Raw genomic sequence first — 20,459 nt, 5'->3', positions numbered from 1 at the left:
GTAAACGATTGTCTTTGTTGCAGATATTTATGTTGTTCCGGTCCAGGAATGTCAGGCATTTATCTGCCCTTAACATAAGTTAAAACACAGAGAGTACATACTCATGTCGATTTTTGATCAGGCCACCCATCGCTCGGTGCAATGGCAAGATTGGCGCTGGCAGCAAAAGAACGCCCTGCGCGATGAACCGGCCTTGCGCATTGCCTGCGGGGGGTGGAGTGAGGAAATAACGGCGCATATCGAGCACAACTTGCAAGACCGCAAGATGCAGATCACGCCTTATTACATTGATCTGATCAAGCGCTCACTCACCAGCGGCCCGATAACCGATCATCCGCTGTGGCGCCAGGTAGTGCCGTACTGGAGCGAGCAGGTGGCGGGCGATTACGACGGAACGTCGGAGAACTGGGAACTCGGGCATGAGATGAAAACGCCCATTTGCCAGCACAAGTACGACAACCGCGTGATCCTGCGCATGACCAACACCTGCAATGCCTATTGCCAGTTCTGCTTTGAGGCACTGCGCACCTTGCAGGTCGGCACGGACAAGCCCAACGCCAGCACCGACTCATTCAAGGATTCGGTGGCGTACATCCGCAGCAACCCGGCAATTGAAGAAGTGATCCTCAGCGGCGGTGACCCGTTGATGCTGGCCGACCGCAGGCTGGAAGAAAACTCGCGGCGTTGCGTTCGATCCGCGACGACCTGCTGATTCGAATCCATTCACGGGCGTTGAGTTTCAACCCGTTCCGGGTAACCGATGAATTGGTGGCCATGCTCAAGAAGTACAACGTCAATGCATTTGGGGTGCACGTTTGTCACCCGCTTGAACTGACGGCTGATTTTGCGGCGGCGGTTAAACGTATTCAGAGTGCCGTGCCGATAGTGTTCTCCAACATGCCATTGTTGCGCGGCGTCAATGATGATGAAGCCACCTTGCATAAACTCTTTATTGATCTTTATCGTCTGGGCGTAAAACCGTATTACTTGTATCACTTCATGCCCTTTTCGCCGGGGGCGTCCGAATATAAAGCCTCGATCAGCCAGGCGATCGCTATTATGGATCGTCTCAAACGGCGCGTGTCGAACATTGCCCTGCCCGAATATGTACTGCCGCACGCACAAGGCAAGTTTACGGTGCCGTTGCTGGACTTTGAAAAGCCTGAAGACTTGCCACATTTTGAAGTGCACGACGGGCAGCGCCATTATCGTTTCCGTAATTGGGAAGGGCACTGGTGCAGTTGGCAGGATGCCTGAATCAACTCACGGAAGAGGCAACGATGGTCATGAAGCAAGATGCGGTTCTTTTTATTGATGTCGATGACAGTGCCACGGTGCGTTACAACTACCGCGAGCCGCACTTTGCGGTCGCCCGCGCACAAGGCCTGGCCTGTTTAACCGCCGGGGTCGCGGGGCGTCATCACCTGCAGCGGCTGCGCGACGACAGTGATGAAGTGTTCCTGCTCGACGCCTTAAGCGAACAATCGATTCTGGACCTGGTGGGCCGGCTGGACGGGCGCTACCAGATTCGCGCGATTTTCTGCCAGGCCGGGCACCCGTCTGCATTGGGCGAAGTGGGCTGCATCGTTGCAAACACCTGCAAGCGCCTGGGGCTGGTGCACAGCAGTGCCGAGGCGATTGCAGCGTGCAATAACAAGTACCTGATGCGCAGCGTGCTGCAAAAACATGGGCTGCGCTCGGTGCCGTTTGCGCTGTGCAATAACGAACAGGCGCTTCAAGCCGGCGCCGAGCGGGTGGGCTATCCGCTCATTGCCAAACCGCCTTTTGGCGGTGCGTCGGCCTTTATCAAGAAGTGCTCCAACTGGGCGCAGTTGCGCAGCCATTACGCGCAGTTCGTGAGCGGCCACGGCGCGGCGGCTTACGCGGATTTCTACGGTTGCGCGCACCGTTTGCCGGCAGTCGACGGGCAGGCACGCGAGTACATTCCGGGGCGTAGCATCCTGCTCGAAGGCTACATCCCGGGCATTGAAGGCAGCGTGGAGTGCGTGGTTGTCGGCGAGCGCATCCACGCGCTGCTGATCAACGAGAAACTCATGCTGACCGAGCGCAGCGGCACCGTGTTGGAGAACCTGCTGATTTCTCCGCCGACCTCTTTCACGGCCGAGCAGTGCGAGCAGATCCGCACGTACGCCACGGCATGCCTGCGCGCGGTCGGGCTGACCAACGCGGTGGTGCATTTTGAATTTCGCATGACCGATCAAGGTCCCGTGGTCATTGAGATCAACCCGCGCGTGGGCGGGCTGTATGTCAACGCGGCGTTCCGAGACCTGGCCGCGATCAATCCGTACCAACTGTATCTGTCGCTGCTGCTGGGCGAGCCGGACGTTAACGCGCAACTGGAGGCTGGCGCGCACAAAGTCGCCAACGGCAACCAGCACTACGCGATGCTGGCGATTTACCCGGAGCACAGTGGCCGCTTCAAGGGGATCGAGGGCGTGCAGTTTCTCGATCATCACGCCGCGGTGCTGGAGTACGCGCAACTGGACGCCGGCCACTGCCTCGACGCCGATATCGAGGAGCACTATTTGCTCAAGTGCTGGGCCAAGGTCGACGGTGCCGCCGACGCTCACGCCGTGCATGACGCGATCAGGCACAACCTGCACGTGGTCATCGAGGATAAGGTTTAGCGCTATGGACATCCCACAGATCTCTGCGCATTTGCGCGACCATCACTACTGCCATCGCCGCGACTATGGCGCGTTGATCGGTATTGAGCCCGGGCAGGAGCAGAGCTTTCGTGCCTACTGGGCCAACCTGGTGCGGGACGAGGCATTCAAGGCATACACCCACCGCGAGCGCCGCATCCTGCGCTATCGTTTATTGCCCTCGCGGCAGTTGCAGCTTGACCGCAACACCGCGTTCACGTCGCCGGTCACCTACGCCGTCAATTATCGGCAGGGCGTGAACTATTTGAGCTATTGCGAGGACGGCTTTATCGAGCACCCGCTGATGCAGAAGCTGTTGGCCACCGACCTTGCAGTGATTGCCCCGCTCCTGGGCGAGCAGGCGTATACGATCGATATTCACCAGTTCCGCGTCCGCGCGGATGGCCAATCGAGCAGTCCGACGACCTCGGGGATTCACTAGGATGGCCTGGACTGGGTGTTCATGCACTTCATTGGCCAGAGCAATACGGTGCCGGTGGTTTCGGAGGTATTTACCTCGCCGGCCGAGCAAAGCCGGGTGCTCAACCTGGCGATGGAGGCGTTTCTGGAAACCATCGTGATCAACGACCGTGGGCTCTACCATCGCGCCAGCGATGTGCGGCCCCATGCCGATGCGGCGCCGGCCTGGCGCGACGTGCTGCTGGTGAGCCTGCGCGGCGTGCCGACCGACCAAGAGGCGCAATCTGCATGAGCCATGATCCGCAGCTGACCCTGTCGACCCGCAATGCCCGCTTGATCATCTTTGCCCGCGGCGTGTCGGATTTTGGCGCGTTCCTCAACCTGGTGGCGCTGTCCACTTACGTTTACTGGCTCAGCCAGAGCGTGGTGTTTGTCAGTGTGTTTCTGGCGTGCCGCGTCACCGGCGGGATAGTCGCCAGCCTGTTCGGCATTCCGTTTTTTCGGCGTTTTCCCGGACGCAGCACACTGGCCGGGCTGGACCTGGCCAGGGCATTGCTGCTGTTACCGCTGCTGGTGCTGATACCGGCGCATCAGCTGCACGTGCTGCCCTTTATCGCGTTTGGCATCGGCTTGTGCAACTCGCTGTTTGCCATTGGCCTGAACAGCCAGCTGCCCACCTGGGTCGCGCTTGAGCAGCGGGTGAGCACCAATGCGTGGATCACGTCGGCGGCGGCGACCGGCGCGGTGTTCGGCAGCCTGCTCTCCGGGCTGTTGATTGCTACGGGAGGCTTCGAGGCGGTGTTTGCCGTCAACATTGGCACCTACGTTTTGGCGGCCTGCCTGATCCTGCCGTTGCGCGCGTTGTTCTCGGTCGCCGTTGCCGTGCACCGCGGGCTCGCGGCTGAATGGCGCGAGCTGACCCAAGGCCTGCGCAGCGCGCCCGTGCTGGCGGCGATGTTGCTGATCAGCATGCTCGACACCCTCGGCAGCGCTGCGCATAACGTCGGCTGGCCGGTGTTGTCGCAGTACATTTCGCCGGACACGGCCAAGACCGTCATGGGCTATCTGCTGGCGGTGTGGGCGTGCGGCAAGTTTGTCGGTGCGCGCGTTGCCAGTGCGCTGTTGAAGGGCCGTGGCACTCAGGCCATGGAGCGCCTGTTCATGCTGGGCGTGGCGCTGATGTCCAGTGGCTTTATCCTGACCTTCCAGCAAACCGAGCTGTGGCTGGCGCTGCTGTTGGTGGTGTGGGCCGGGCTGGGCGATGGTGTGTCCGAGGTCGCGTTGGTCTCCCGCGCGCAAAGCGAACCGGATAGCCTGCGCTTGCCGCTGTTCAGCCTGTTGACCCTGATCCAGATGGCCGGCTTCGGGGTGGGCATGCTGGTGGTGGGGCCGTTCTACCTGACGTGGACGCCGGCCCAGGTGATCGTGTTGTTCCATGGCCTGCCGCTGACCGCGTTGCTGGTCATGACGGTGTGGCTGGGTTACAGCGCCCACCGGAGCGTCAGATCGACAAGCCCTTGAAGTGCTCCTGCAAAAACTCCACGCAGGCTCTTAATTTTCCGGAGTAGGCCAGCCGTGTCGGGTACACCGCCCACACGTTGGCACTCTGGGTGCAGTCGTGCAGCACCTGCACCAGCTTGCCTTGTTCCAGCAGTGGCTTCACATCCCACATCGAGCGCAGCAATACGCCGCGCCCATCCAGCGCCCATTGCAACACGATCTCGCCGTTGTTGGAGGACAGCGGCCCACGCACGCGCACGCTTTCGGCGGCGCCATCGCGCTCCAGGTTCCAGATGCCGAAGGCGTTGTCGCGCTCCTTGAGCACCAGGCAGTCGTGCTGCTCCAGGTCACTCAACTGCTGCGGTGTGCCGCGCCGCTTGAGGTAGGACGGCGCGGCGCACAGCACGCGGCGATTGCTCACCAGGCGTCGGCCGATATGCTGGCCGGGGATGTCATCGCCTACGCGAATTTCCAGGTCAAAGCCCTCGCTGACGATATCCACCACGCGGTCAAACAGGTCCAGGCGAATTTCCAGGTCCGGGTATTGCTCGGCCAACAAGGACAGGGCAGGCGCCACATGGTTACGACCAAAACCGAAGCTGCTGCACAGGTGCAGGTGGCCGCGCGGGCTGTCGTGGGCGTCAGACAGCTCATCGGCCAGTTGCTGGAAATCTTCGAGAATGCGCACGGCCCAGCGCTGCACCCGCTCACCGTCTTCGGTCAAGGCGATGCGGCGGCTGGTACGGTGCAGCAGGCGCGTGGCCAGGGTGGTTTCGAGGATCTGGATGCGCTTGCTGACGTACGCAGGCGACAGCCCCAGTTCATCGGCGGCGGCAGCAAAGCCTGCCTTGCGGATCACGGTCAGGAACACCCGCAGGTCTTCGGGTAGGGGCACGGTATCTTTCTTATGGGTCATCAGAAACAGACGTGGCGGCATGAGCCGCCAGAATAGCACCGGATCGGCGCGCCTTCCGGCACGCCCAGGCGTTATTGCTTACTCGGCAGCGATCTTCGCCTGTGCCGCTTGGGCCGCCCGCGCATGGCGGCCGCGCTTGAGGGCGATGGGCGCCATTTTTTCGCGATCCAGCTCACCTTCCCACGCTGCCACCACCAGGGCTGCGACGGCGTTGCCGATGATATTGGTCAGCGAGCGGCATTCAGCCATGAAGCGGTCAACGCCCAGGATCAGCACCATCGCCGCCACCGGCACCGTCGGCACCACCGCCAGGCTGGCGGCCAATGCCACGAAGCCGGCGCCGACCACGGCACCGGCGCCCTTGGAGGTGAGCATGGCCACCGCCAGCAAGGTCAGTTGTTGTTCCAGCGGCAGGGGTGTATTGGTCGCCTGGGCCAGGAACAGCACGGCCAGGGTCATATAGATGTTGGTGCCGTCGAGGTTGAAGGTGTAGCCGGTAGGCACCACGATGCCCACCACGCCTTTGGAGGCACCCAGGCTTTCAAGTTTCTGGATCAGTTGCGGCAGCGCCGATTCCGACGAGCTGGTGCCGAGTACGATCAACAGCTCCGACTTGATATAGCCCATCAGTTTGAAAATGCTGAAGCCTGCGTAACGCGCGATGCCGCCCAGCACCACTGCGACAAAGAAGAACGCGGTGAGGTAGAAGGTGCCGACCAGCTTCAGCAGCGGCAGCAGCGAACCCACGCCGTACTTGCCGATGGTGAAGGCAATGGCGCCGAAGGCGCCAATCGGGGCGACGCGGCTGATCATGCCGACGATGCGGAAAAACACCTCGCTGGCCTGATTGATCACACCTACCAGCGGTCGTGCCTTTTCGCCGACCATCACCAGGCCCAGGCCGAACAAGACGGAAATAAACAGTACCGGCAGGATCTCGCCCTTGGCGAAAGCGTCGAAAAACGTGCCCGGGATAACGTTCAGCAGAAAACCGGTGACGCCTTCACCGTGCTGCGCCTGGCCGACGAAACCGGCGATGGCCGAGCCGTCCAGGGTCTTCACATCGATGTTGAAGCCCACGCCGGGGTGCAGCAGGTGAGCAGAGAGAATGCCGATCAGCAAGGCAATGCTGGAGACGATTTCGAAATACAACAGCGCCTTGCCGCCGACCCGACCGACCTGTTTCACATCGTGCATGCTGGTGATGCCGGAGACCACCGTGCAGAAGATGATCGGGCCGATGATCATCTTGATCAGCTTGATAAACCCGTCGCCCAAGGGCTTGAGGTCGATGCCGACTTGCGGCCATTGATGGCCGATCAACACACCCAGTGCAATAGCGATGAGCACCTGCACATACAGGGTTCCCAGCAGTTTTTTGATTGTCATTGTTATTATCTCAATCGTTTTTTTGGGCAAGCAGAACCCGTCGCAGGCCATCAGCAGCCTGCGAGGCGGGTCTTTCAGGTCACGGAGCTACAGCGTTCAGAGCTGGTTCAGCGAAGGAAGGTCAGGACTTCGCCGAGCAATAATTCAGGCACTTCTTCGGCAATGTAATGGCCGGCCGGCAGGGCCTTGCCACGCACGTCGGTGGCGACCTTCTGCCATTCCTTGAGCGGCTCGAAACAGCGGCCGACGGTGCCTTCGGCGCCCCACATCACCAGCAAGGGCAGGTTCAGGTGATGGCCGGCGTCGATATCCGCCTGGTCGTGTTCAAGGTCTATACCGGCGGCGGCACGGTAGTCTTCGCAGATGCCACGCGCAGTGCCCGGCAGTTGCAGGCAGCGCAGGTATTCGGCGAGGGCTTCTTCGGTAAACGGTTTGAGGCCCGCGCTGCGGCTGCCGATGACGCTGCGCAGGTAGAGCTCGGGGTTGGACCCGATGAAGGTTTCCGGAAGCGGCGCCGGGCGTATCAGGAAGAACCAATGCCAGTAGGCGCGGGCAAACGCTTCGTTGGTCTGGGCATACATGGCCAGCGTCGGCGCGATATCCAGCAGCACCATGCGCTGCACGGCGTCGGGATGGTCGAGTGCCAGGCGATGCGCGACGCGGGCGCCTCGGTCGTGGGCGAGTACCGAGAACTGCGCGAAGCCCAGCGCCTGCATCAGTTCAACGCCGTCGCGGGCCATTTCGCGTTTTGAGTAGTGTGTGTGCTGGTCATTGGCCGGCGGCTTGCTGCTGTCGCCATAACCGCGCAGGTCGGCAGCCACCACGGTGAAATGCTCGGCCAGTTGCTCGGCAACTTTGTGCCAGATGACGTGGGTTTGCGGGTGCCCGTGCAGCAGGAGCAGACCGGGACCTGTACCGCCTTTGCGGTAGCTGATGTCCACGCCGTTGACGTGGCACTGGTCTTTTTGGAATCCGGCGAACATGGAATGACTCCTTGTGATGATTGCCTGCATCCTGGAATCACGCGGCGTGCGGGGCAAGGGGGAAAGCGTGGAGGGGTTGTTCATGAAGTGTGTAGGAGCCTCAACCTTTCAAACACTGAGGACTCCTGTGGGAGCTGGCTTGCCTGCGATGCAGACACCTCGGTATGCCTGTCACACCGCGGCGATGCCATCGCAGGCAAGCCAGCTCCCACATTGATCGCATTCCCAGATCAGGGTGCAGTGGTGGGTTCCAGCAATTGGGCGCCCGGCCCGCGCTCGCCGAGTTGGTCATCCTGGTTACGCAGCGGGCACGCCTCCAGCGACAAACACCCACAGCCGATACACCCGCTGAGCTTGTCGCGCAGCAGCAACAATTTGTTGATGCGAGCGTCCAGGTCCTCTCGCCACAGCGCCGACAAGCGTTCCCAGTCTTCAGTGGTGGGCGTGCGCCCATCCGGCAAGGTTTGCAGCGCCTCGCCAATCGTCGCCAGCGGAATGCCCAAGCGCTGGGCGATCTTGATGACCACCACCCGGCGCAACACATCCCGTGGGTAGCGCCGTTGGTTGCCGGCATTGCGCTGGCTCTTGATCAGTCCCTTGGACTCATAAAAATGCAGGGCCGTGACCGCCACGCCACTGCGGGCGGCCAACTGGCCGACGGTGAGTGCTTTGTTGAGCATGAAAACTCCGAAACAATGCTTGACCTTGACTTAACTAGAGGTTTTACCCTGCGTGGCATCGAATCGCAAGATTTTGCCTACACCGAAAGGGGAGTGTTCATGCAGGTATCAGAGAAGAATCGCAGCTTCACTCAATTGATCGAATTTCAGATCGAGCCCCGGCAGCAACGCGCGCTGGTGGCGGCCTTGTCCACCCAAAGCGAGCGCCTGGCCCAGGGCCATGGCGGCTTTATCAATGCGAGTGTGCAGGTCAGCGACGACGGCCGGCGGGTGCTCAACTACCTGCAATGGCGCTCGCGCGAGGAGGGCGAGGCAGCCTTCAAATGCTTTGAGCATGGCGAGGAAGATTTCTGGACGCTGATCCGCGCCCACCGGGCCACGGCGGTGACCTTCGACTCGTTCCAGGTACTGCGCAGCTTTGAGCGCAGCCATGACAACGCGTTGCACTGTCGCCTAAATGGATAGGTGCAACATGCGCTCGCCTTGCACGTTCTCACCGGGCCTGCGCTTGTTTACCGCCAGTTCACCGATCTTGATCAGGCGTGTGCGCGTGACGTTGCGGCTCAGGCCCAGCAGGTTGGCGGTGTGCACCTGGTTGTAATGGCTGAAGCGGTAGGCGGCGCGCAATAACGCGTCCTCGACCTTCTCATGCAGGGCGCCGGCCTGTTCCTCGAAGAGCTTTTGAAACGCGCGCGCCAGCAGGGCTTCGGCGCTGTTGTCGGTGCCGTGCTGGCTGTCGTCCTGGCGCTCGATGCGCATGTTGGACAAGCGCAGATCATCGCGCTCGATCACGCCGTTGCGGCAGATCAGCAGGGTGTGGTGAATCACGTTCTCCAGCTCGCGAATATTGCCCGGCCAGCTGTAGCTTTTGAGTTTGTGCTCGGCCTCGCGGCTGATGGTGATCGGGCCGTAACCCAGGCGCTGGCTGTAGGCTTCGATGAAGTGCCGGGTCAGCGGCAGGATGTCGCCGGGGCGCTCGCGCAATGGGCTGAGTTCCAGGCTGACCACGTCGAGGCGGTAGTAGAGGTCTTCGCGGAAATGCCCGGCGTTGATGGCCTTTTCCAGTTGCACGTTGGTGGCGGCCAGTACACGCACATCAATAGGAATGCTCTTGCGTGAGCCCAGGCGCACCACTTCGCGCTCCTGCAACACGCGCAGCAACTTGACCTGGATCGCCATCGGCAAGTCGCCGATCTCATCGAGGAACAAGGTGCCGCCGTCGGCCTCCTCGAACCAGCCGGCCTTGGCGCTGAGGGCGCCGGTAAACGCGCCTTTTTCATGGCCGAACAATTCGGCTTCCACCAGCGACTCGGAGAATGCGCCACAGTTGACCGCCACGAACGGCCGGTTGCGGCGCGCGCTCAGGTTATGGATGTGGCGTGCCACCAGCTCTTTACCGGTGCCGGTCTCGCCGATGATCAGCACGCTTGCTTCGCTGGGCGCCACTTGCTGAATGTGGTCGAGCAGCGCCTGGGATTTGGGGTCTTCGAAGACCTGGGCCGTGGCGCGGATCGAGGTCGCAAGGGCGGGCGAGGGCGGTAAGGTTAAAAGCTGCATGGGCACCTCTCTTAGGAATAGAACGTGGGAATCGGCAGGGACTGGTTCAACGCCCAGTCCCCCAGCTCGTGAAGTTTGTAGTCCACCGGGTCGTGCAAGGTTTGTGTGCGCAGGTTGCGCCAGTGGCGGTCCAGACGCAGCGAGGCGTGGGTGGAGCGCGCGCCGGTGACTTCAAACAGGCGGCTGCACAGCTCCAGGCCCTGGCGGGTGGCGGCAACCTTGGCGGTGGCAATCGCAATGGCCAGCTGGCCGCGCTCGTGCTCGCTAAGCTTGGCGCCTTTGGCCCAGGCCTGGTCGAGCAGATCGGTGGCGCGCTCGACCAGCAGACGCACGCCTTCCAGCGCCACCCAGAACTCGCCGTAGTGGTGCAGCACGTAAGGGTCCTGGCGCACGTCGTCGGCCGAGGATTTGTGCCACGAACGGGTTTCGGTCAGGGTGTAATTGCGCGCTTCTTCAAACGCGCCTTCGGCAATCCCGAGAAACATGTGTGTGAACGTCAGTTGCGCGATCAGTGGGCGCAGGCAGGCGAAGGGCGTGCTCAGTGGGCCTGGATCGAGGAGCAGTTCCGATTCTTCGACACGCACCCGTTCAAAGCTGGCGCTGCCGCTGTCGGTCTGGCGCTGGCCGATGTTGTTCCAGTCATTGTGCAAGGTGATGCCGCTGCGCCCGCTGGGGATGGCCGCGATCAACAGTTTGCCGCCGGCACTTTCATCCACCGCCGAGGCGATGAGCATTTCCGAGTCGCTGGCGCCGGAACAGAAGCTTTTTTTACCCGAGAATTCGCGCCAGCCGCCGAAATCCTTGACCACCGTGCGGGTGTCCAGCGGGTTGAGGGCATTGCCCCAGAACCAGTTTTTGCGCGCGGTCTGTTCGAACCAGGGTTGCCATTGGTCCGGGCGTGCAAACAGGCGCACGGTGGCGAGCATCAAGTGGTGGAAGCCAAAGACATGGGCGATGGAGCTGTCGACCTTGGCGAATTCGCGCACGATGCCCAGGGTTTCGCTCCAGCGTGCGCCGAGGCCGCCGTACTGCGTGGGTATGCTCAGGGCCAGCAGGCCGCTTTGGCGCAGGGCGTCACGTTCGGCTTTCGGTGTACCGCCACGCTCGTCGCGCTCGACGGCCGTGAGGGCGAATTCGGCGGCCAGCAGTTTGGCGGTTTGCAGCGGCGATGGCAGGACGCTGTGGGGGTTGGCTGTCACGGGGTTTCCTCAATTGGCTCAGAAGCCGTGCGCTGTAGGTCTGGCAATGCAGCTCAAGTGTGGGCGCTGGCTTGTCGAGTCGTCGCACCGCTGCGATGGCATCAACCGGGGTTCACTGAAACACCGAGTCGCCTGTATCGCGGGCAAGCCCGGCTCCCACAGAAAAGCAGCTGCCCTGTCAGGCCGATTTCAGCGTGCTCAGGCCTTTGTTTTGGGCAGCACATCATTGGCAATCATTTCGCCAAACGGGCCGGTGAGGTTGGTGATGCCGCGCCCGGCGAGGCTGGCGTAGGGTTCCGGCAACAGCGGGAACACCAGCTCAGCAAAACGATAGGCCTCTTCCAGGTGCGGGTAGCCGGAGAAAATGAAGCTCTCGATGCCCAGGTCGGCGTATTCCTTGATGCGCTCGGCCACCTGCTGCGGGTTACCGACCAATGCCGTACCGGCACCGCCTCGGACCAGGCCGACGCCGGCCCACAGGTTGGGGGCGATTTCCAGGTTGTCGCGGCGCCCATCGTGCAAGGCGGCCATGCGGCGCTGCCCTTCGGAGTCAAAGCGCGAGAAAGATTTTTGCGCGGCCGCGATGGTTTCGTCGCTGATGTGCTCGATCAGTTTGTCGGCGGCTTTCCAGGCGTCTTCTTCGGTTTCGCGCACGATCACGTGCAGGCGAATGCCGAACTTCACGGTACGGCCGTGGCGTGCGGCGCGTTCACGCACATCCGCGAGTTTTTCCGCGACGGCGGCGGGCGGCTCGCCCCAGGTCAGGTACACGTCCACCTGTTCGGCGGCCAGGTCGTGGGCCGCGTCTGAAGAACCGCCGAAGTACAGCGGCGGATAGGGCTTCTGCACCGGTGGGTAAAGGGCCTTGGCATTCTGTACGCGCAGGTGTTTGCCTTCGAAATCCACCGATTCGCCCTGCAACACACGGCGCCAGATCTGCAGGAATTCGTCGGAGACTTCGTAGCGTTCGCTGTGGTCCAGGAAACTGCCGTCGCCGCGGTTTTCGTCGGGGTCGCCGCCAGTCACCACATTGATCAGCAAGCGGCCGTTGGACAGCCGATCCAGTGTGGCGGCCATGCGCGCCGAGACGGTGGGCGAGATGATGCCCGGACGAATTGCCACCAGATACCGCAGGCGTTCGGTCAACGGCACCAGCGCCGAGGCGATGACCCAGGAGTCTTCGCACGAACGGCCGGTAGGAATCAGCACGCCGTAGTAGCCCAGGTTGTCAGCCGCTTGCGCCACTTGTTTCAAATAATTGAGGGTGACCGGGCGTGCACCTTGGGTGGTGCTCAGGTAGTGACCGTCGCCATGCGTCGGCAGAAACCAGAAAACATCCATGACAAATCCTTAAGCGATTTTCAGCAGAGAGGGGGAGTGCGCGGCAAACAACGGTGCTGCGCGTTCTGCGGCAAGGCGTATGCGGCCCTTCAAGGGCTCGCTGGTTATTTGGTAGTCGGTGAAGTCGGCTTCGGTGGCGTACACACCGATCGGCAAGGTCAATGCCTGGAAGAAGCTGAACAGCGGGCGCAGCTGATGATCGAGCACCAGCGCGTGACGTTCGCTGCCGCCGGTGGCAGCGAGCAATACCGGCGTGTTGATCAGTGAATTGAGGCCGACCAGATCGAACAAGTGCTTGAGCAGGCCTGGGTAGGAGCCGCGGTACACCGGCGCGGCGACGATCAGCAGGTCAGCCTGTTCGATGGCCAACAGTTGCGATTCAACCTCGGCCGGCAGTTCGTCACGCGACAGGGCGCCGCCCAATGGCCGGGCGATGTCGCCCAGTTCGATCAGCGTGGTCTGGATCGGCAGTAACGTCGCCAGCTCGGCCAACACGGCCTGGGTCAGCACCAGGGTGCGCGAGGGGCGCCAGGTTCCGCCGGAGAGGGCAACGACATTCAGGGGACGGGTCATGAACAGTTCCTTTATCAACAGGGGTACATAGCGGGTGAAGTGGAGCGTGTTGAGCAAGAGCTGTACCAACGGCTGGAAGCCTTGATTGGCGCGGGCTTCAGGCTCACTGCTGAACAGTGAAGCTGTTGGCTGACTGGTGTTTTGTTGAATAGCTGTTGCTGGTGCAACAGTTGCGTGGCGAACAGTGTTGATTCGATATGGGGCTATTTATAGAGGGTTAGGTTTATTCCGTAAATGAACGTATTTCCATATTTATAGATCTTAAATGAATATGTCTCGCTGGCTATTGCAGGTGTCTGAACGGTTGATAGCGACTATCACGGCGGGTGATTTTCACCGTGCAGGGGCGGGAGTAGCCTGTGTTCATTGACTCGAAACCTCCTTCGCAGGGCCTCCACCATGAACCATTTTCTGGCTGTTTCCTTACTCGTTGTCAGCGCCGTCCTTGCTGGCTGTGCGACTCATCCATCACCTGAATCACGCCCTTACACGGCTGAAGAAACCAAGCAATTGGCCCTGGAAGCGCTGAGCCGTCGCGGCTTGTCGTTTGATGAATACCAACAGCAGCGCGCCGCACTGACCGCCCAGCCACAGAAGCCGTTCGGCTTTGATCACCAAGGCGAAATGAACGCCGAACGCAGCGTGGTGCTGCATGGTCGTCCCAGTTGAGCCGGCGCTCAGCAGCAAAAAGCCCGAGGATTCCCCTAAGGAACCTCGGGCTTTTTGTTTGCCATTGGGCTACTTCAGCCTGTTAAGCTGAATTTCAGGAGCGTTCCTACGCACATTTGCATAAAGTTGTTCTTCTTTAATGGCATTCGATCGGTTAAACCTGACGACCTCTGTTCCGGTTGATGCCCCTGAGACGTTGCTCTCGGGAATACGCTCTGCGAGTCTTAAACGTCATGAATAAACGTCCGTTGTATTTCGACTACGCCGCCACCACGCCGGTGGATGAGCGGGTCATCCAGGTGATGGTCGAGTGTCTGGGCTTCAATGCCAATTTCGGTAACCCTGCGTCCAGTTCCCATGCGTACGGCCAGGCGGCCCGGCAAACGGTTGAACAGGCGCGGCGCCAGGTCGCCGAGCTGGTAGGTGCCAGCCCTGAGCAGATCGTCTGGACCTCCGGTGCGACTGAATCCAACAACCTCGCGATCAAAGGCGTGGCCCAGGCGCGCGGCGTCGCGGGCGGGCACATCATTACCAGCCAGATCGAACACAAGGCCACGCTGGATACCGCGCGGCAGCTGCAGGAAGCCGGGGTGGCCGTCACTTATCTGGTGCCGGACGCCGACGGGCTGATCAGCGCCACCGCGGTGAGTGAAGCGTTACGTGACGACACCTTTCTGGTGTCGCTGATGCTGGTCAATAACGAATTGGGCACCTTGAACGACATCCCTGCCATCGGCGCACGGGTGCGTGAGCACGGCGCGCTGTTGCATGTGGATGCCGCGCAAGGTGCCGGCAAAGTCGCGATCGACCTGGCTGAATGGCCGGTGGATTTGATGTCGTTTTCTGCGCACAAACTGTACGGCCCCAAGGGCATCGGCGCGTTGTATGTCGGCCCGCGAGCGCAGCAAAAGGTGTTGGCGCAGATTCACGGCGGTGGTCACGAAGGCGGCCTGCGCTCCGGCACCCTGGCGACACATCAGATTGCGGGCATGGGCACCGCGTTTGCCTTGGCGGCGCAGTCCTTTGCCGAGGAAAAGGCCAGCATCGTCGCCTTGCGCCAGCGCCTGCTCGACCAGTTGGAAACAGTGGCGGGCGTGCGCCTGAACGGCAGCGCCACACAGCGCATTCCCCATACGCTCAGCCTGACGTTCAGTGAAGGTGAGTTCAATTCCGCCGCACTCAGTGCCGGCATGGCGTTCTCGGCGACCTCGGCGTGTAATTCTGCGAGCAACGCGCCGTCCCACGTGCTTCTGGCCCTGGGCCATGACGCGCGCAGCGCTGGTCGTACCATTCGCCTGAGCCTGGGCCGGTTTACCACCGAACAGGACATCGATCAGGCCGTGCAGTTGATCAAAGCCGCACTCGCCAGTGCCCCGGCGTTCTGGGCGGTCTGATTTTTCATTCGCAACACATAACAATTATTAGTGGTTAGCAGGAGACACAATGAGTACGCAGCCTTTGACCCATGGAACGGTTCCCCAGCGCCTGGCGCGCACCCGTGAACTGATGCGCCGCGAGGGCATCCACGCCCTGTTGGTACCGTCGGCCGACCCGCACTTGTCCGAGTACTTGCCGGGTTACTGGCAGGGGCGGCAATGGCTGTCGGGGTTTCATGGTTCGGTGGGCACGCTGATTGTCACTGCAGATTTCGCCGGTGTCTGGGCCGATAGCCGTTACTGGGAACAGGCCACCAAGGAACTCAAGGGCAGCGGTATCGAGCTGGTGAAGTTGCAGCCCGGCCAACCCGGCCCGCTGGAATGGCTGGCCGAGCAAACCCCCGAAGGCGGTGTGGTGGCGGTGGATGGCGCGGTCATGGCCGTGGCCTCGGCGCGTACCCTGGGCGGCAAACTGGCAGAGCGCGGCGCGCGCCTGCGTACCGATATCGATGTGCTCAACGAAGTCTGGCAAGACCGCCCGGCATTGCCGAACCAGCCGATCTATCAACACCTGCCGCCGCAGGCGACAGTCAGCCGCGGCGAGAAGCTCGCCGCGCTGCGTGCCAGCCTGAAAGAGAAGGGGGCCGACTGGCACTTTATCGCCACCCTGGATGACATCGCCTGGCTGTTCAACCTGCGTGGCGGCGATGTGTCGTTCAACCCGGTGTTTGTGTCGTTTGCCTTGATCAATCAGCAGCAGGCCACCTTGTTTGTGGCGCTGAGCAAGGTCGATGCCGAGTTACGCGCGGTGCTGGAGCAAGAGGGTGTGACCCTGCGCGACTACAGCGAAGTGGCGGATGCGCTGCGGGCTGTGCCGTCGGGCGCGAGCTTGCATGTTGACCCGGCGCGGGTGACGGCCGGTTTGCTGGAAAACCTCGATGCCGGCGTCAAGCTGGTCGAAGGGCTGAACCCGACCACGCTGGCCAAGTCGCGCAAGAGCCTGGCCGACGCCGAGCATATCCGCCAAGCCATGGAGCAGGACGGCGCGGCGTTGTGCGAATTTTTCGCCTGGCTGGACAGTGCGCTGGGCCGTGAGCGCATTACCGAACTGACTATTGATGAACACCTGACGGCCGCGCGTACCCGTCGCCCCGGTTATGTGTCGTTGAGTTTCAACACCATCGCGGCCTTCAACGCCAATGGCGCGATGCCGCACTACCATGCCACTGAAGAAGAACACGCGCTGATCGAGGGCGATGGCTTGCTGCTGATCGATTCGGGCGGCCAGTACCTGGGCGGCACCACGGACATCACGCGGATGGTGCCGATCGGCACGCCGAGCGAAGAGCAGAAGCGTGACTGCACACGGGTGCTCAAGGGCGTGATTGCCTTGTCGCGTGCGCAGTTTCCCAAGGGCATTCTGTCGCCGCTGCTGGACGCCATTGCGCGTGCGCCGATCTGGGCCGAAGGCGTGGACTACGGCCACGGCACGGGTCACGGTGTAGGCTATTTCCTGAATGTGCATGAGGGCCCGCAAGTGATTGCCTACCAGGCCGCCACTGCACCGCAAACGGCGATGCAGCCGGGGATGATTACCTCGATTGAGCCGGGCACTTATCGCCCAGGCCGTTGGGGCGTGCGCATCGAGAACCTGGTGTTGAACCGTGAAGCGGGCAAGACCGAGTTCGGTGAGTTTCTCAAGTTCGAAACCCTGACCCTGTGCCCGATCGACACCCGTTGCCTGGTGCCGTCGCTGCTGACGGCGGACGAGCGCGAGTGGTTCAACGCCTACCACGCCGAGGTGCGCGAGCGGCTTAGCCCGCTGCTCAGCGGCGCTGCGCTGGAATGGTTGCAGGTGCGCACAGCGGCGATTTGATCGGTTGCAGTTCGGGCGCCTGGGCCAGGGCGTCGGCCATATAGTCGACGAACGCCTTGACCCGCGCCGACTGGCGGCGATTGGGCGCCGAGACCGCGTAGATGGGCAGTGACGGCGGGGTGTAGTCCTGCAACACCGATACTGGCCGACGCGGCCAGGTTGATCGATGCGGGCAAGCTCAAGCCGATCATGGACCCGCATCAATTCGACCTGCTGACGGCAAATGCCGCTTACGATTTGCTCGCAAGCGGCGCTCGGGGGCGATTGGTGATAGCGATTAGCTGAGGGCTTCGCGCACAAATTCCAGACGGTCCTGACCGAAGAACAGCTGGTTGCCTACAAACATGCTGGGCGCACCAAACACGCCGCGCTGAACGGCCTGTTCCGTGTTGTCCTTGAGGGCGGCTTTCACGCTTTCATCATTGGCCAGGGCCAGCACTTCTTCCGGATTGAAACCGGCTTCGGTCAACACCGCGGCCACGACAGCGGGGTCGCCCATATTCCGACCTTCGACCCAGAGGGCGTGGAACAGGCAGTCGATGAAGCCTTGGAAGCGCTCGGGTTGGTGACGCTGCATGCCGGTCACTGCGCGCATCAGCATCAGGGTATTGATGGGGAAGTGCGGGTTGAACTTGAGCGTCACGTTGTAGCGTTGGGCATACCGTGCCAGGTCATTAAACATGTACCGGCCCTTGGCCGGGACGCTGATGGGGGATGCATTGCCGGTGGCTTTGAACACGCCTCCGAGCAGCATCGGCTGGTACACCAGGGTCGCGCCGGTTGCGGCGCACAGGGCAGGCAGTTGGGTGTAGGCCAGGTACGTGGCGGGACTGCCGAGGTCAAAGAAGAATTCCAGGGTTTTACTCATGGTCGATGCTCGCTGCTTATTGTTGTGGAGGCGTGCTTACCAGGGTTCATTCCAGGGGCGCAGGTCCAGTTCGAAGGTCCAGGCGTCGCGTGGTTGGCTGTGCAGGTACCAATAGTTGTCGGCGATGTGTTCGGGGTTGAGGATGCCGTCCTGATCCTTCAGGGCGTATTTTTGCGGGAAGTTGTCGCGAATGAAGTCGGTGTCGATGGCGCCGTCGACCACTACGTGAGCCACATGGATGTTCCTGGGGCCCAGCTCTCGCGCCATGCTTTGTGCGAGTGCGCGGATGCCGTGCTTGGCGCCGGCAAACGCAGCGAAACCCGCAGCGCCGCGCAAGCCTGCGGTAGCGCCGGTGAACAGGATGGTGCCGCGGTTGCGGGTGACCATGCGCTTGGCCACTTCGCGCGCATTCAAGAAGCCGGAGAAGCAGGCCATCTCCCAGATCTTGAAGTACTTGCGCGCGGTTTCTTCAAGGATGCTGCAAGGCACGTTGGCGCCGATATTGAAGACGAACGCTTCGATCGGGCCCAACTCGCTTTCGATCTGTTCGACCAGCGCGATGACCTCGTCTTCCTTGCGTGCATCACAGGCAAAGCCGTGGGCTTGGCCACCGGCCGCCTGGATGCTGTCGACCAAGGGCTGCAGTTTGTCTGCGCTGCGGCGGGTGACGCAGGCCACGTAGCCTTCGCGCGCGAAGCGCTTGGCGATGGCGCCGCCGGTGGCATCACCGGCACCCACTACCAATACGATTTTGTTGTTTTCTGTCATGGGAACTCCGTTGCTCGATAGTCGAGCAGGAGTGTAGCCGCGGCGTCGCAAAGGGCCGGGTCGAGATCAGATTTTCAGAAAAGGGGAGCAGTCGGATGAAGACTGCTCGGGTGCTCACTTACAGATGACGATCATGCTGCGACTGGTGTAGCCGGCAGGGTTGAGGCCGAAGGGGTAGTCTCCAGGCTCCTCGGAGTTGTCACCGGACTTGGCGATAACCCGGTAGCCCTTGGCACCGCATGAATTGGCTGCGCTGGTGTAGCACTGGTCCCAGGAGGAGGACAGCCCCGAACAGTTGATATGCAGCCCTTTTTTGCCCCGTTTCACTTCTGTCTTGGTGGTCGCAGCACAGCCCGCAATGCCCACGACCATGAACAGTATCAATATTCTTTTCATCACTATCCTTAATAGCCGCTTCGCAAAAAGGCTCGATGCAGGCTTCACTCGCTCTCGATTGTAGCGTTCAGCTGTCCTTGTCGAAATTCTCCATGAAAGACATTCATTTACGGCCTAAACATGGCCTAAATAAGCGGCAAATACCAGAGCTACCTTAGATAGCGGTCAATCGGCCGGCACCAGCGGTTTGGATTCATTGCGCATCGTCAGCGTAGCGCCTACAGAGGCCAGGATAATGCAGGTGATGGCCAGCCACTGTGCCAGCGACAAGTGCTCTTGCAGGAAGAACAGTCCGGAAAGCGCGCCGAATGCAGGCTCGATGCTCATCAGGGTGCCGAAGGTGCGGGCAGGAAGGCGGGTGAGTGCGACCATTTCCAGGGTATAGGGCAGGGCCGTGGACAAGATGGCGACAGCCAGGGCGACGGGGATCAGTGCTGGGGTCAGCAGTGCGGCGCCTGCGTGGACGATGCCAATCGGCGCGACAAACAAGGCAGCAATCATTACGCCGAGTGCTGCGGTCTGGACGCCATTGTCGTTGCCGGCCTTTTGGCCAAACAGAATATAGAGCGCCCAGCAGATACCCGCGCCGAGGGCATAGGCTGCGCCCGTCAGATCGATACCGCTGCTGGCTTCGCCTATGGGTATGAGCAGTAGAAGGCCGGCGATCGCGAGGCCGATCCATAGAAAGTCCACCGCCCGGCGCGAAGCGTAGATCGCAACGGCGAGCGGGCCTGTGAATTCCAGCGCTACTGCGATGCCCAGGGGCACTGTGCGCAAGGACATATAGAAGAGGAAATTCATGCCACCCAGCGCCATGCCATAAATGACGACGGTACGCAGGGACTTGGCCGTGAGCTTGGCGCGCCATGGGCGTAATAGAAGCAGCATGATCACACTGGCAAATATCAGCCGCAGGGTGGTCGTGCCCTGGGCGCCGACAATGGGGAACATGCTTTTGGCCAGCGAGGCGCCGGACTGGATCGACGCCATGGCTATTAATAGCAGGCCGACCGGGAACAGTGCCGATGCCAGGCTGCGGGGTGGGGTGGTCATTGGGGGTGTTTGTCCAAAGTCGTGGTGGAGAGGCAGGGGGCTTATGATGCTCAACTGGTGAGCTTTGAGCAATATATTGCTCAGTTTCTGGATTTTGGCCCTCTATATAGAAGGTGTCGTTAGGTTTTGGGGGAGTTTGATAGAAAATCCAAATTAAGGGTTGACGGGAGATTCTGGAAGTCTATAATTCGCCCCACTTCCGGCGCAGTCGAAACGGAAAACTCCTTGG

Annotated in this window: 20 protein-coding genes and 3 pseudogenes; 10 read left to right on the top strand and 13 right to left on the bottom strand. The window is 61.2% G+C overall.

Annotated elements, in window-relative coordinates; all coding sequences use genetic code 11:
* Positions 1 to 103 precede the first annotated feature (103 nt).
* The 5 genes and pseudogenes from L8K08_RS00115 to L8K08_RS00095 all read left to right on the top strand — a co-directional run bounded on the left by L8K08_RS00115 (position 104) and on the right by L8K08_RS00095 (position 4,607).
* Positions 104 to 712, top strand: a complete 609-nt coding sequence (locus tag L8K08_RS00115; RefSeq protein ID WP_242193582.1) for a hypothetical protein — start codon at positions 104 to 106, stop codon at positions 710 to 712.
* A complete protein-coding gene (locus L8K08_RS00110) occupies positions 685 to 1,257 on the top strand; it encodes a hypothetical protein (protein WP_242193578.1) in 573 nt (190 codons plus the stop codon). Before L8K08_RS00115 ends, L8K08_RS00110 begins: the two co-directional genes overlap by 28 nt.
* 29 nt (positions 1,258 to 1,286) lie before the next feature.
* Complete coding sequence (locus L8K08_RS00105) at positions 1,287 to 2,648, top strand: ATP-grasp domain-containing protein (protein ID WP_242193576.1); 1,362 nt, start codon at positions 1,287 to 1,289, stop codon at positions 2,646 to 2,648.
* Positions 2,599 to 3,378: pseudogene (locus tag L8K08_RS00100) on the top strand (2OG-Fe dioxygenase family protein). The gene L8K08_RS00105 and the pseudogene L8K08_RS00100 overlap by 50 nt, the downstream one beginning before the upstream one ends.
* Positions 3,375 to 4,607: an MFS transporter gene (locus tag L8K08_RS00095; protein WP_242193575.1), complete on the top strand. Its 1,233-nt coding sequence runs from the start codon at positions 3,375 to 3,377 to the stop codon at positions 4,605 to 4,607. Before L8K08_RS00100 ends, L8K08_RS00095 begins: the two are co-directional and overlap by 4 nt.
* On the opposite strand, the gene L8K08_RS00090 is transcribed toward L8K08_RS00095, so the two are convergent.
* The 4 genes from L8K08_RS00090 to soxR all read right to left on the bottom strand — a co-directional run bounded on the left by L8K08_RS00090 (position 4,588) and on the right by soxR (position 8,554).
* A complete protein-coding gene (locus L8K08_RS00090) occupies positions 4,588 to 5,502 on the bottom strand; it encodes a LysR substrate-binding domain-containing protein (protein WP_218570672.1) in 915 nt (304 codons plus the stop codon). The two genes, L8K08_RS00095 and L8K08_RS00090, sit on opposite strands and share 20 nt — an antisense overlap.
* Before the next feature lie 78 nt (positions 5,503 to 5,580).
* Positions 5,581 to 6,891, bottom strand: a complete 1,311-nt coding sequence (locus tag L8K08_RS00085; RefSeq protein WP_242193574.1) for a dicarboxylate/amino acid:cation symporter — start codon at positions 6,889 to 6,891, stop codon at positions 5,581 to 5,583.
* A gap of 107 nt (positions 6,892 to 6,998) precedes the next feature.
* Entirely contained in the window at positions 6,999 to 7,874 is an 876-nt protein-coding gene (locus L8K08_RS00080) for an alpha/beta hydrolase (RefSeq protein WP_242193573.1), read from the bottom strand.
* A gap of 230 nt (positions 7,875 to 8,104) precedes the next feature.
* Positions 8,105 to 8,554: a redox-sensitive transcriptional activator SoxR gene (gene soxR / locus L8K08_RS00075; protein WP_242193572.1), complete on the bottom strand. Its 450-nt coding sequence runs from the start codon at positions 8,552 to 8,554 to the stop codon at positions 8,105 to 8,107.
* Between the two features lie 99 nt (positions 8,555 to 8,653).
* Here soxR and L8K08_RS00070 point away from each other — a divergent pair, with 99 nt between their 5' ends.
* On the top strand, positions 8,654 to 9,019 hold the full coding sequence (locus L8K08_RS00070) for an antibiotic biosynthesis monooxygenase (protein ID WP_242193571.1): 366 nt from the start codon (positions 8,654 to 8,656) through the stop codon (positions 9,017 to 9,019).
* Here the strand turns inward: L8K08_RS00070 and L8K08_RS00065 are convergent.
* The 4 genes from L8K08_RS00065 to msuE all read right to left on the bottom strand — a co-directional run bounded on the left by L8K08_RS00065 (position 9,008) and on the right by msuE (position 13,224).
* Positions 9,008 to 10,111 carry a sigma-54 dependent transcriptional regulator gene (locus tag L8K08_RS00065; protein ID WP_106580595.1) on the bottom strand — a complete coding sequence of 368 codons (1,104 nt, stop codon included), beginning with the start codon at positions 10,109 to 10,111 and terminating at the stop codon, positions 9,008 to 9,010. The genes L8K08_RS00070 and L8K08_RS00065 overlap by 12 nt on opposite strands.
* Positions 10,112 to 10,122: 11 nt before the next feature.
* Complete coding sequence (locus L8K08_RS00060; RefSeq protein WP_242193570.1) at positions 10,123 to 11,310, bottom strand: acyl-CoA dehydrogenase family protein; 1,188 nt, start codon at positions 11,308 to 11,310, stop codon at positions 10,123 to 10,125.
* A 198-nt stretch (positions 11,311 to 11,508) separates the two neighbouring features.
* Entirely contained in the window at positions 11,509 to 12,651 is a 1,143-nt protein-coding gene (gene ssuD, locus L8K08_RS00055; RefSeq protein ID WP_242193569.1) for an FMNH2-dependent alkanesulfonate monooxygenase, read from the bottom strand.
* A 9-nt stretch (positions 12,652 to 12,660) separates the two neighbouring features.
* A complete protein-coding gene (gene msuE / locus L8K08_RS00050; RefSeq protein WP_106580598.1) occupies positions 12,661 to 13,224 on the bottom strand; it encodes an FMN reductase in 564 nt (187 codons plus the stop codon).
* A 399-nt stretch (positions 13,225 to 13,623) separates the two neighbouring features.
* On the opposite strand from msuE, the gene L8K08_RS00045 reads away from it, so the two are divergent.
* From L8K08_RS00045 to L8K08_RS00035, 3 genes are all read left to right on the top strand, one after another.
* Entirely contained in the window at positions 13,624 to 13,893 is a 270-nt protein-coding gene (locus L8K08_RS00045; RefSeq protein ID WP_145165928.1) for a hypothetical protein, read from the top strand.
* Between the two features lie 233 nt (positions 13,894 to 14,126).
* Positions 14,127 to 15,287, top strand: a complete 1,161-nt coding sequence (locus tag L8K08_RS00040; protein ID WP_145165927.1) for an aminotransferase class V-fold PLP-dependent enzyme — start codon at positions 14,127 to 14,129, stop codon at positions 15,285 to 15,287.
* Positions 15,288 to 15,336: 49 nt separating this feature from the next.
* The gene (locus tag L8K08_RS00035; protein WP_242193568.1) at positions 15,337 to 17,145 is read left to right on the top strand and encodes an aminopeptidase P family protein; all 1,809 of its coding nucleotides are present in this window, start codon (positions 15,337 to 15,339) and stop codon (positions 17,143 to 17,145) included.
* Here L8K08_RS00035 and L8K08_RS00030 read toward each other — a convergent pair.
* A pseudogene (locus L8K08_RS00030) lies at positions 17,096 to 17,287 on the bottom strand (hypothetical protein); the annotation flags it as partial. The gene L8K08_RS00035 and the pseudogene L8K08_RS00030 sit on opposite strands and share 50 nt — an antisense overlap.
* Here L8K08_RS00030 and L8K08_RS00025 point away from each other — a divergent pair.
* Positions 17,284 to 17,430: pseudogene (locus L8K08_RS00025) on the top strand (quinone oxidoreductase); the annotation flags it as partial. The pseudogenes L8K08_RS00030 and L8K08_RS00025 sit on opposite strands and share 4 nt — an antisense overlap.
* On the opposite strand, the gene L8K08_RS00020 reads toward L8K08_RS00025, so the two are convergent.
* The 4 genes from L8K08_RS00020 to rhtA all read right to left on the bottom strand — a co-directional run bounded on the left by L8K08_RS00020 (position 17,423) and on the right by rhtA (position 20,230).
* Positions 17,423 to 18,013, bottom strand: a complete 591-nt coding sequence (locus L8K08_RS00020; protein WP_145165925.1) for a 2-hydroxychromene-2-carboxylate isomerase — start codon at positions 18,011 to 18,013, stop codon at positions 17,423 to 17,425. The pseudogene L8K08_RS00025 and the gene L8K08_RS00020 overlap by 8 nt on opposite strands.
* 36 nt (positions 18,014 to 18,049) lie before the next feature.
* Positions 18,050 to 18,781, bottom strand: coding sequence for an SDR family oxidoreductase (locus L8K08_RS00015; protein WP_242193566.1), 732 nt, complete (start codon positions 18,779 to 18,781; stop codon positions 18,050 to 18,052).
* A 114-nt stretch (positions 18,782 to 18,895) separates the two neighbouring features.
* Complete coding sequence (locus L8K08_RS00010) at positions 18,896 to 19,177, bottom strand: hypothetical protein (RefSeq protein WP_145165923.1); 282 nt, start codon at positions 19,175 to 19,177, stop codon at positions 18,896 to 18,898.
* 165 nt (positions 19,178 to 19,342) lie between these two features.
* Entirely contained in the window at positions 19,343 to 20,230 is an 888-nt protein-coding gene (gene rhtA, locus L8K08_RS00005) for a threonine/homoserine exporter RhtA (protein ID WP_106580606.1), read from the bottom strand.
* Positions 20,231 to 20,459 lie beyond the last annotated feature (229 nt).

Source organism: Pseudomonas sp. TREG-RG-20F-10-E-6-01, from assembly GCF_022662455.1.
Classification (GTDB): domain Bacteria; phylum Pseudomonadota; class Gammaproteobacteria; order Pseudomonadales; family Pseudomonadaceae; genus Aquipseudomonas.
Note: the sequence above shows the minus strand (reverse complement) of the source record. Positions and strands in the feature narration are given on the sequence as shown.

Bases quoted from the DNA above. Each gene is read 5' to 3' on its own strand.
- L8K08_RS00115 (WP_242193582.1), top strand. From the start codon at position 104: ATGTCGATTTTTGATCAGGCCACCCATCGCTCGGTGCAATGGCAAGAT.
- L8K08_RS00105 (WP_242193576.1), top strand. From the start codon at position 1,287: ATGAAGCAAGATGCGGTTCTTTTTATTGATGTCGATGACAGTGCCACG.
- L8K08_RS00095 (WP_242193575.1), top strand. From the start codon at position 3,375: ATGAGCCATGATCCGCAGCTGACCCTGTCGACCCGCAATGCCCGCTTG.
- L8K08_RS00090 (WP_218570672.1), bottom strand. From the start codon at position 5,502: ATGACCCATAAGAAAGATACCGTGCCCCTACCCGAAGACCTGCGGGTG.
- L8K08_RS00085 (WP_242193574.1), bottom strand. From the start codon at position 6,891: ATGACAATCAAAAAACTGCTGGGAACCCTGTATGTGCAGGTGCTCATC.
- L8K08_RS00080 (WP_242193573.1), bottom strand. From the start codon at position 7,874: ATGTTCGCCGGATTCCAAAAAGACCAGTGCCACGTCAACGGCGTGGAC.
- soxR (WP_242193572.1), bottom strand. From the start codon at position 8,554: ATGCTCAACAAAGCACTCACCGTCGGCCAGTTGGCCGCCCGCAGTGGC.
- L8K08_RS00070 (WP_242193571.1), top strand. From the start codon at position 8,654: ATGCAGGTATCAGAGAAGAATCGCAGCTTCACTCAATTGATCGAATTT.
- L8K08_RS00065 (WP_106580595.1), bottom strand. From the start codon at position 10,111: ATGCAGCTTTTAACCTTACCGCCCTCGCCCGCCCTTGCGACCTCGATC.
- ssuD (WP_242193569.1), bottom strand. From the start codon at position 12,651: ATGGATGTTTTCTGGTTTCTGCCGACGCATGGCGACGGTCACTACCTG.
- msuE (WP_106580598.1), bottom strand. From the start codon at position 13,224: ATGACCCGTCCCCTGAATGTCGTTGCCCTCTCCGGCGGAACCTGGCGC.
- L8K08_RS00045 (WP_145165928.1), top strand. From the start codon at position 13,624: ATGAACCATTTTCTGGCTGTTTCCTTACTCGTTGTCAGCGCCGTCCTT.
- L8K08_RS00040 (WP_145165927.1), top strand. From the start codon at position 14,127: ATGAATAAACGTCCGTTGTATTTCGACTACGCCGCCACCACGCCGGTG.
- L8K08_RS00035 (WP_242193568.1), top strand. From the start codon at position 15,337: ATGAGTACGCAGCCTTTGACCCATGGAACGGTTCCCCAGCGCCTGGCG.
- L8K08_RS00020 (WP_145165925.1), bottom strand. From the start codon at position 18,013: ATGAGTAAAACCCTGGAATTCTTCTTTGACCTCGGCAGTCCCGCCACG.
- L8K08_RS00015 (WP_242193566.1), bottom strand. From the start codon at position 18,781: ATGACAGAAAACAACAAAATCGTATTGGTAGTGGGTGCCGGTGATGCC.
- L8K08_RS00010 (WP_145165923.1), bottom strand. From the start codon at position 19,177: ATGAAAAGAATATTGATACTGTTCATGGTCGTGGGCATTGCGGGCTGT.
- rhtA (WP_106580606.1), bottom strand. From the start codon at position 20,230: ATGACCACCCCACCCCGCAGCCTGGCATCGGCACTGTTCCCGGTCGGC.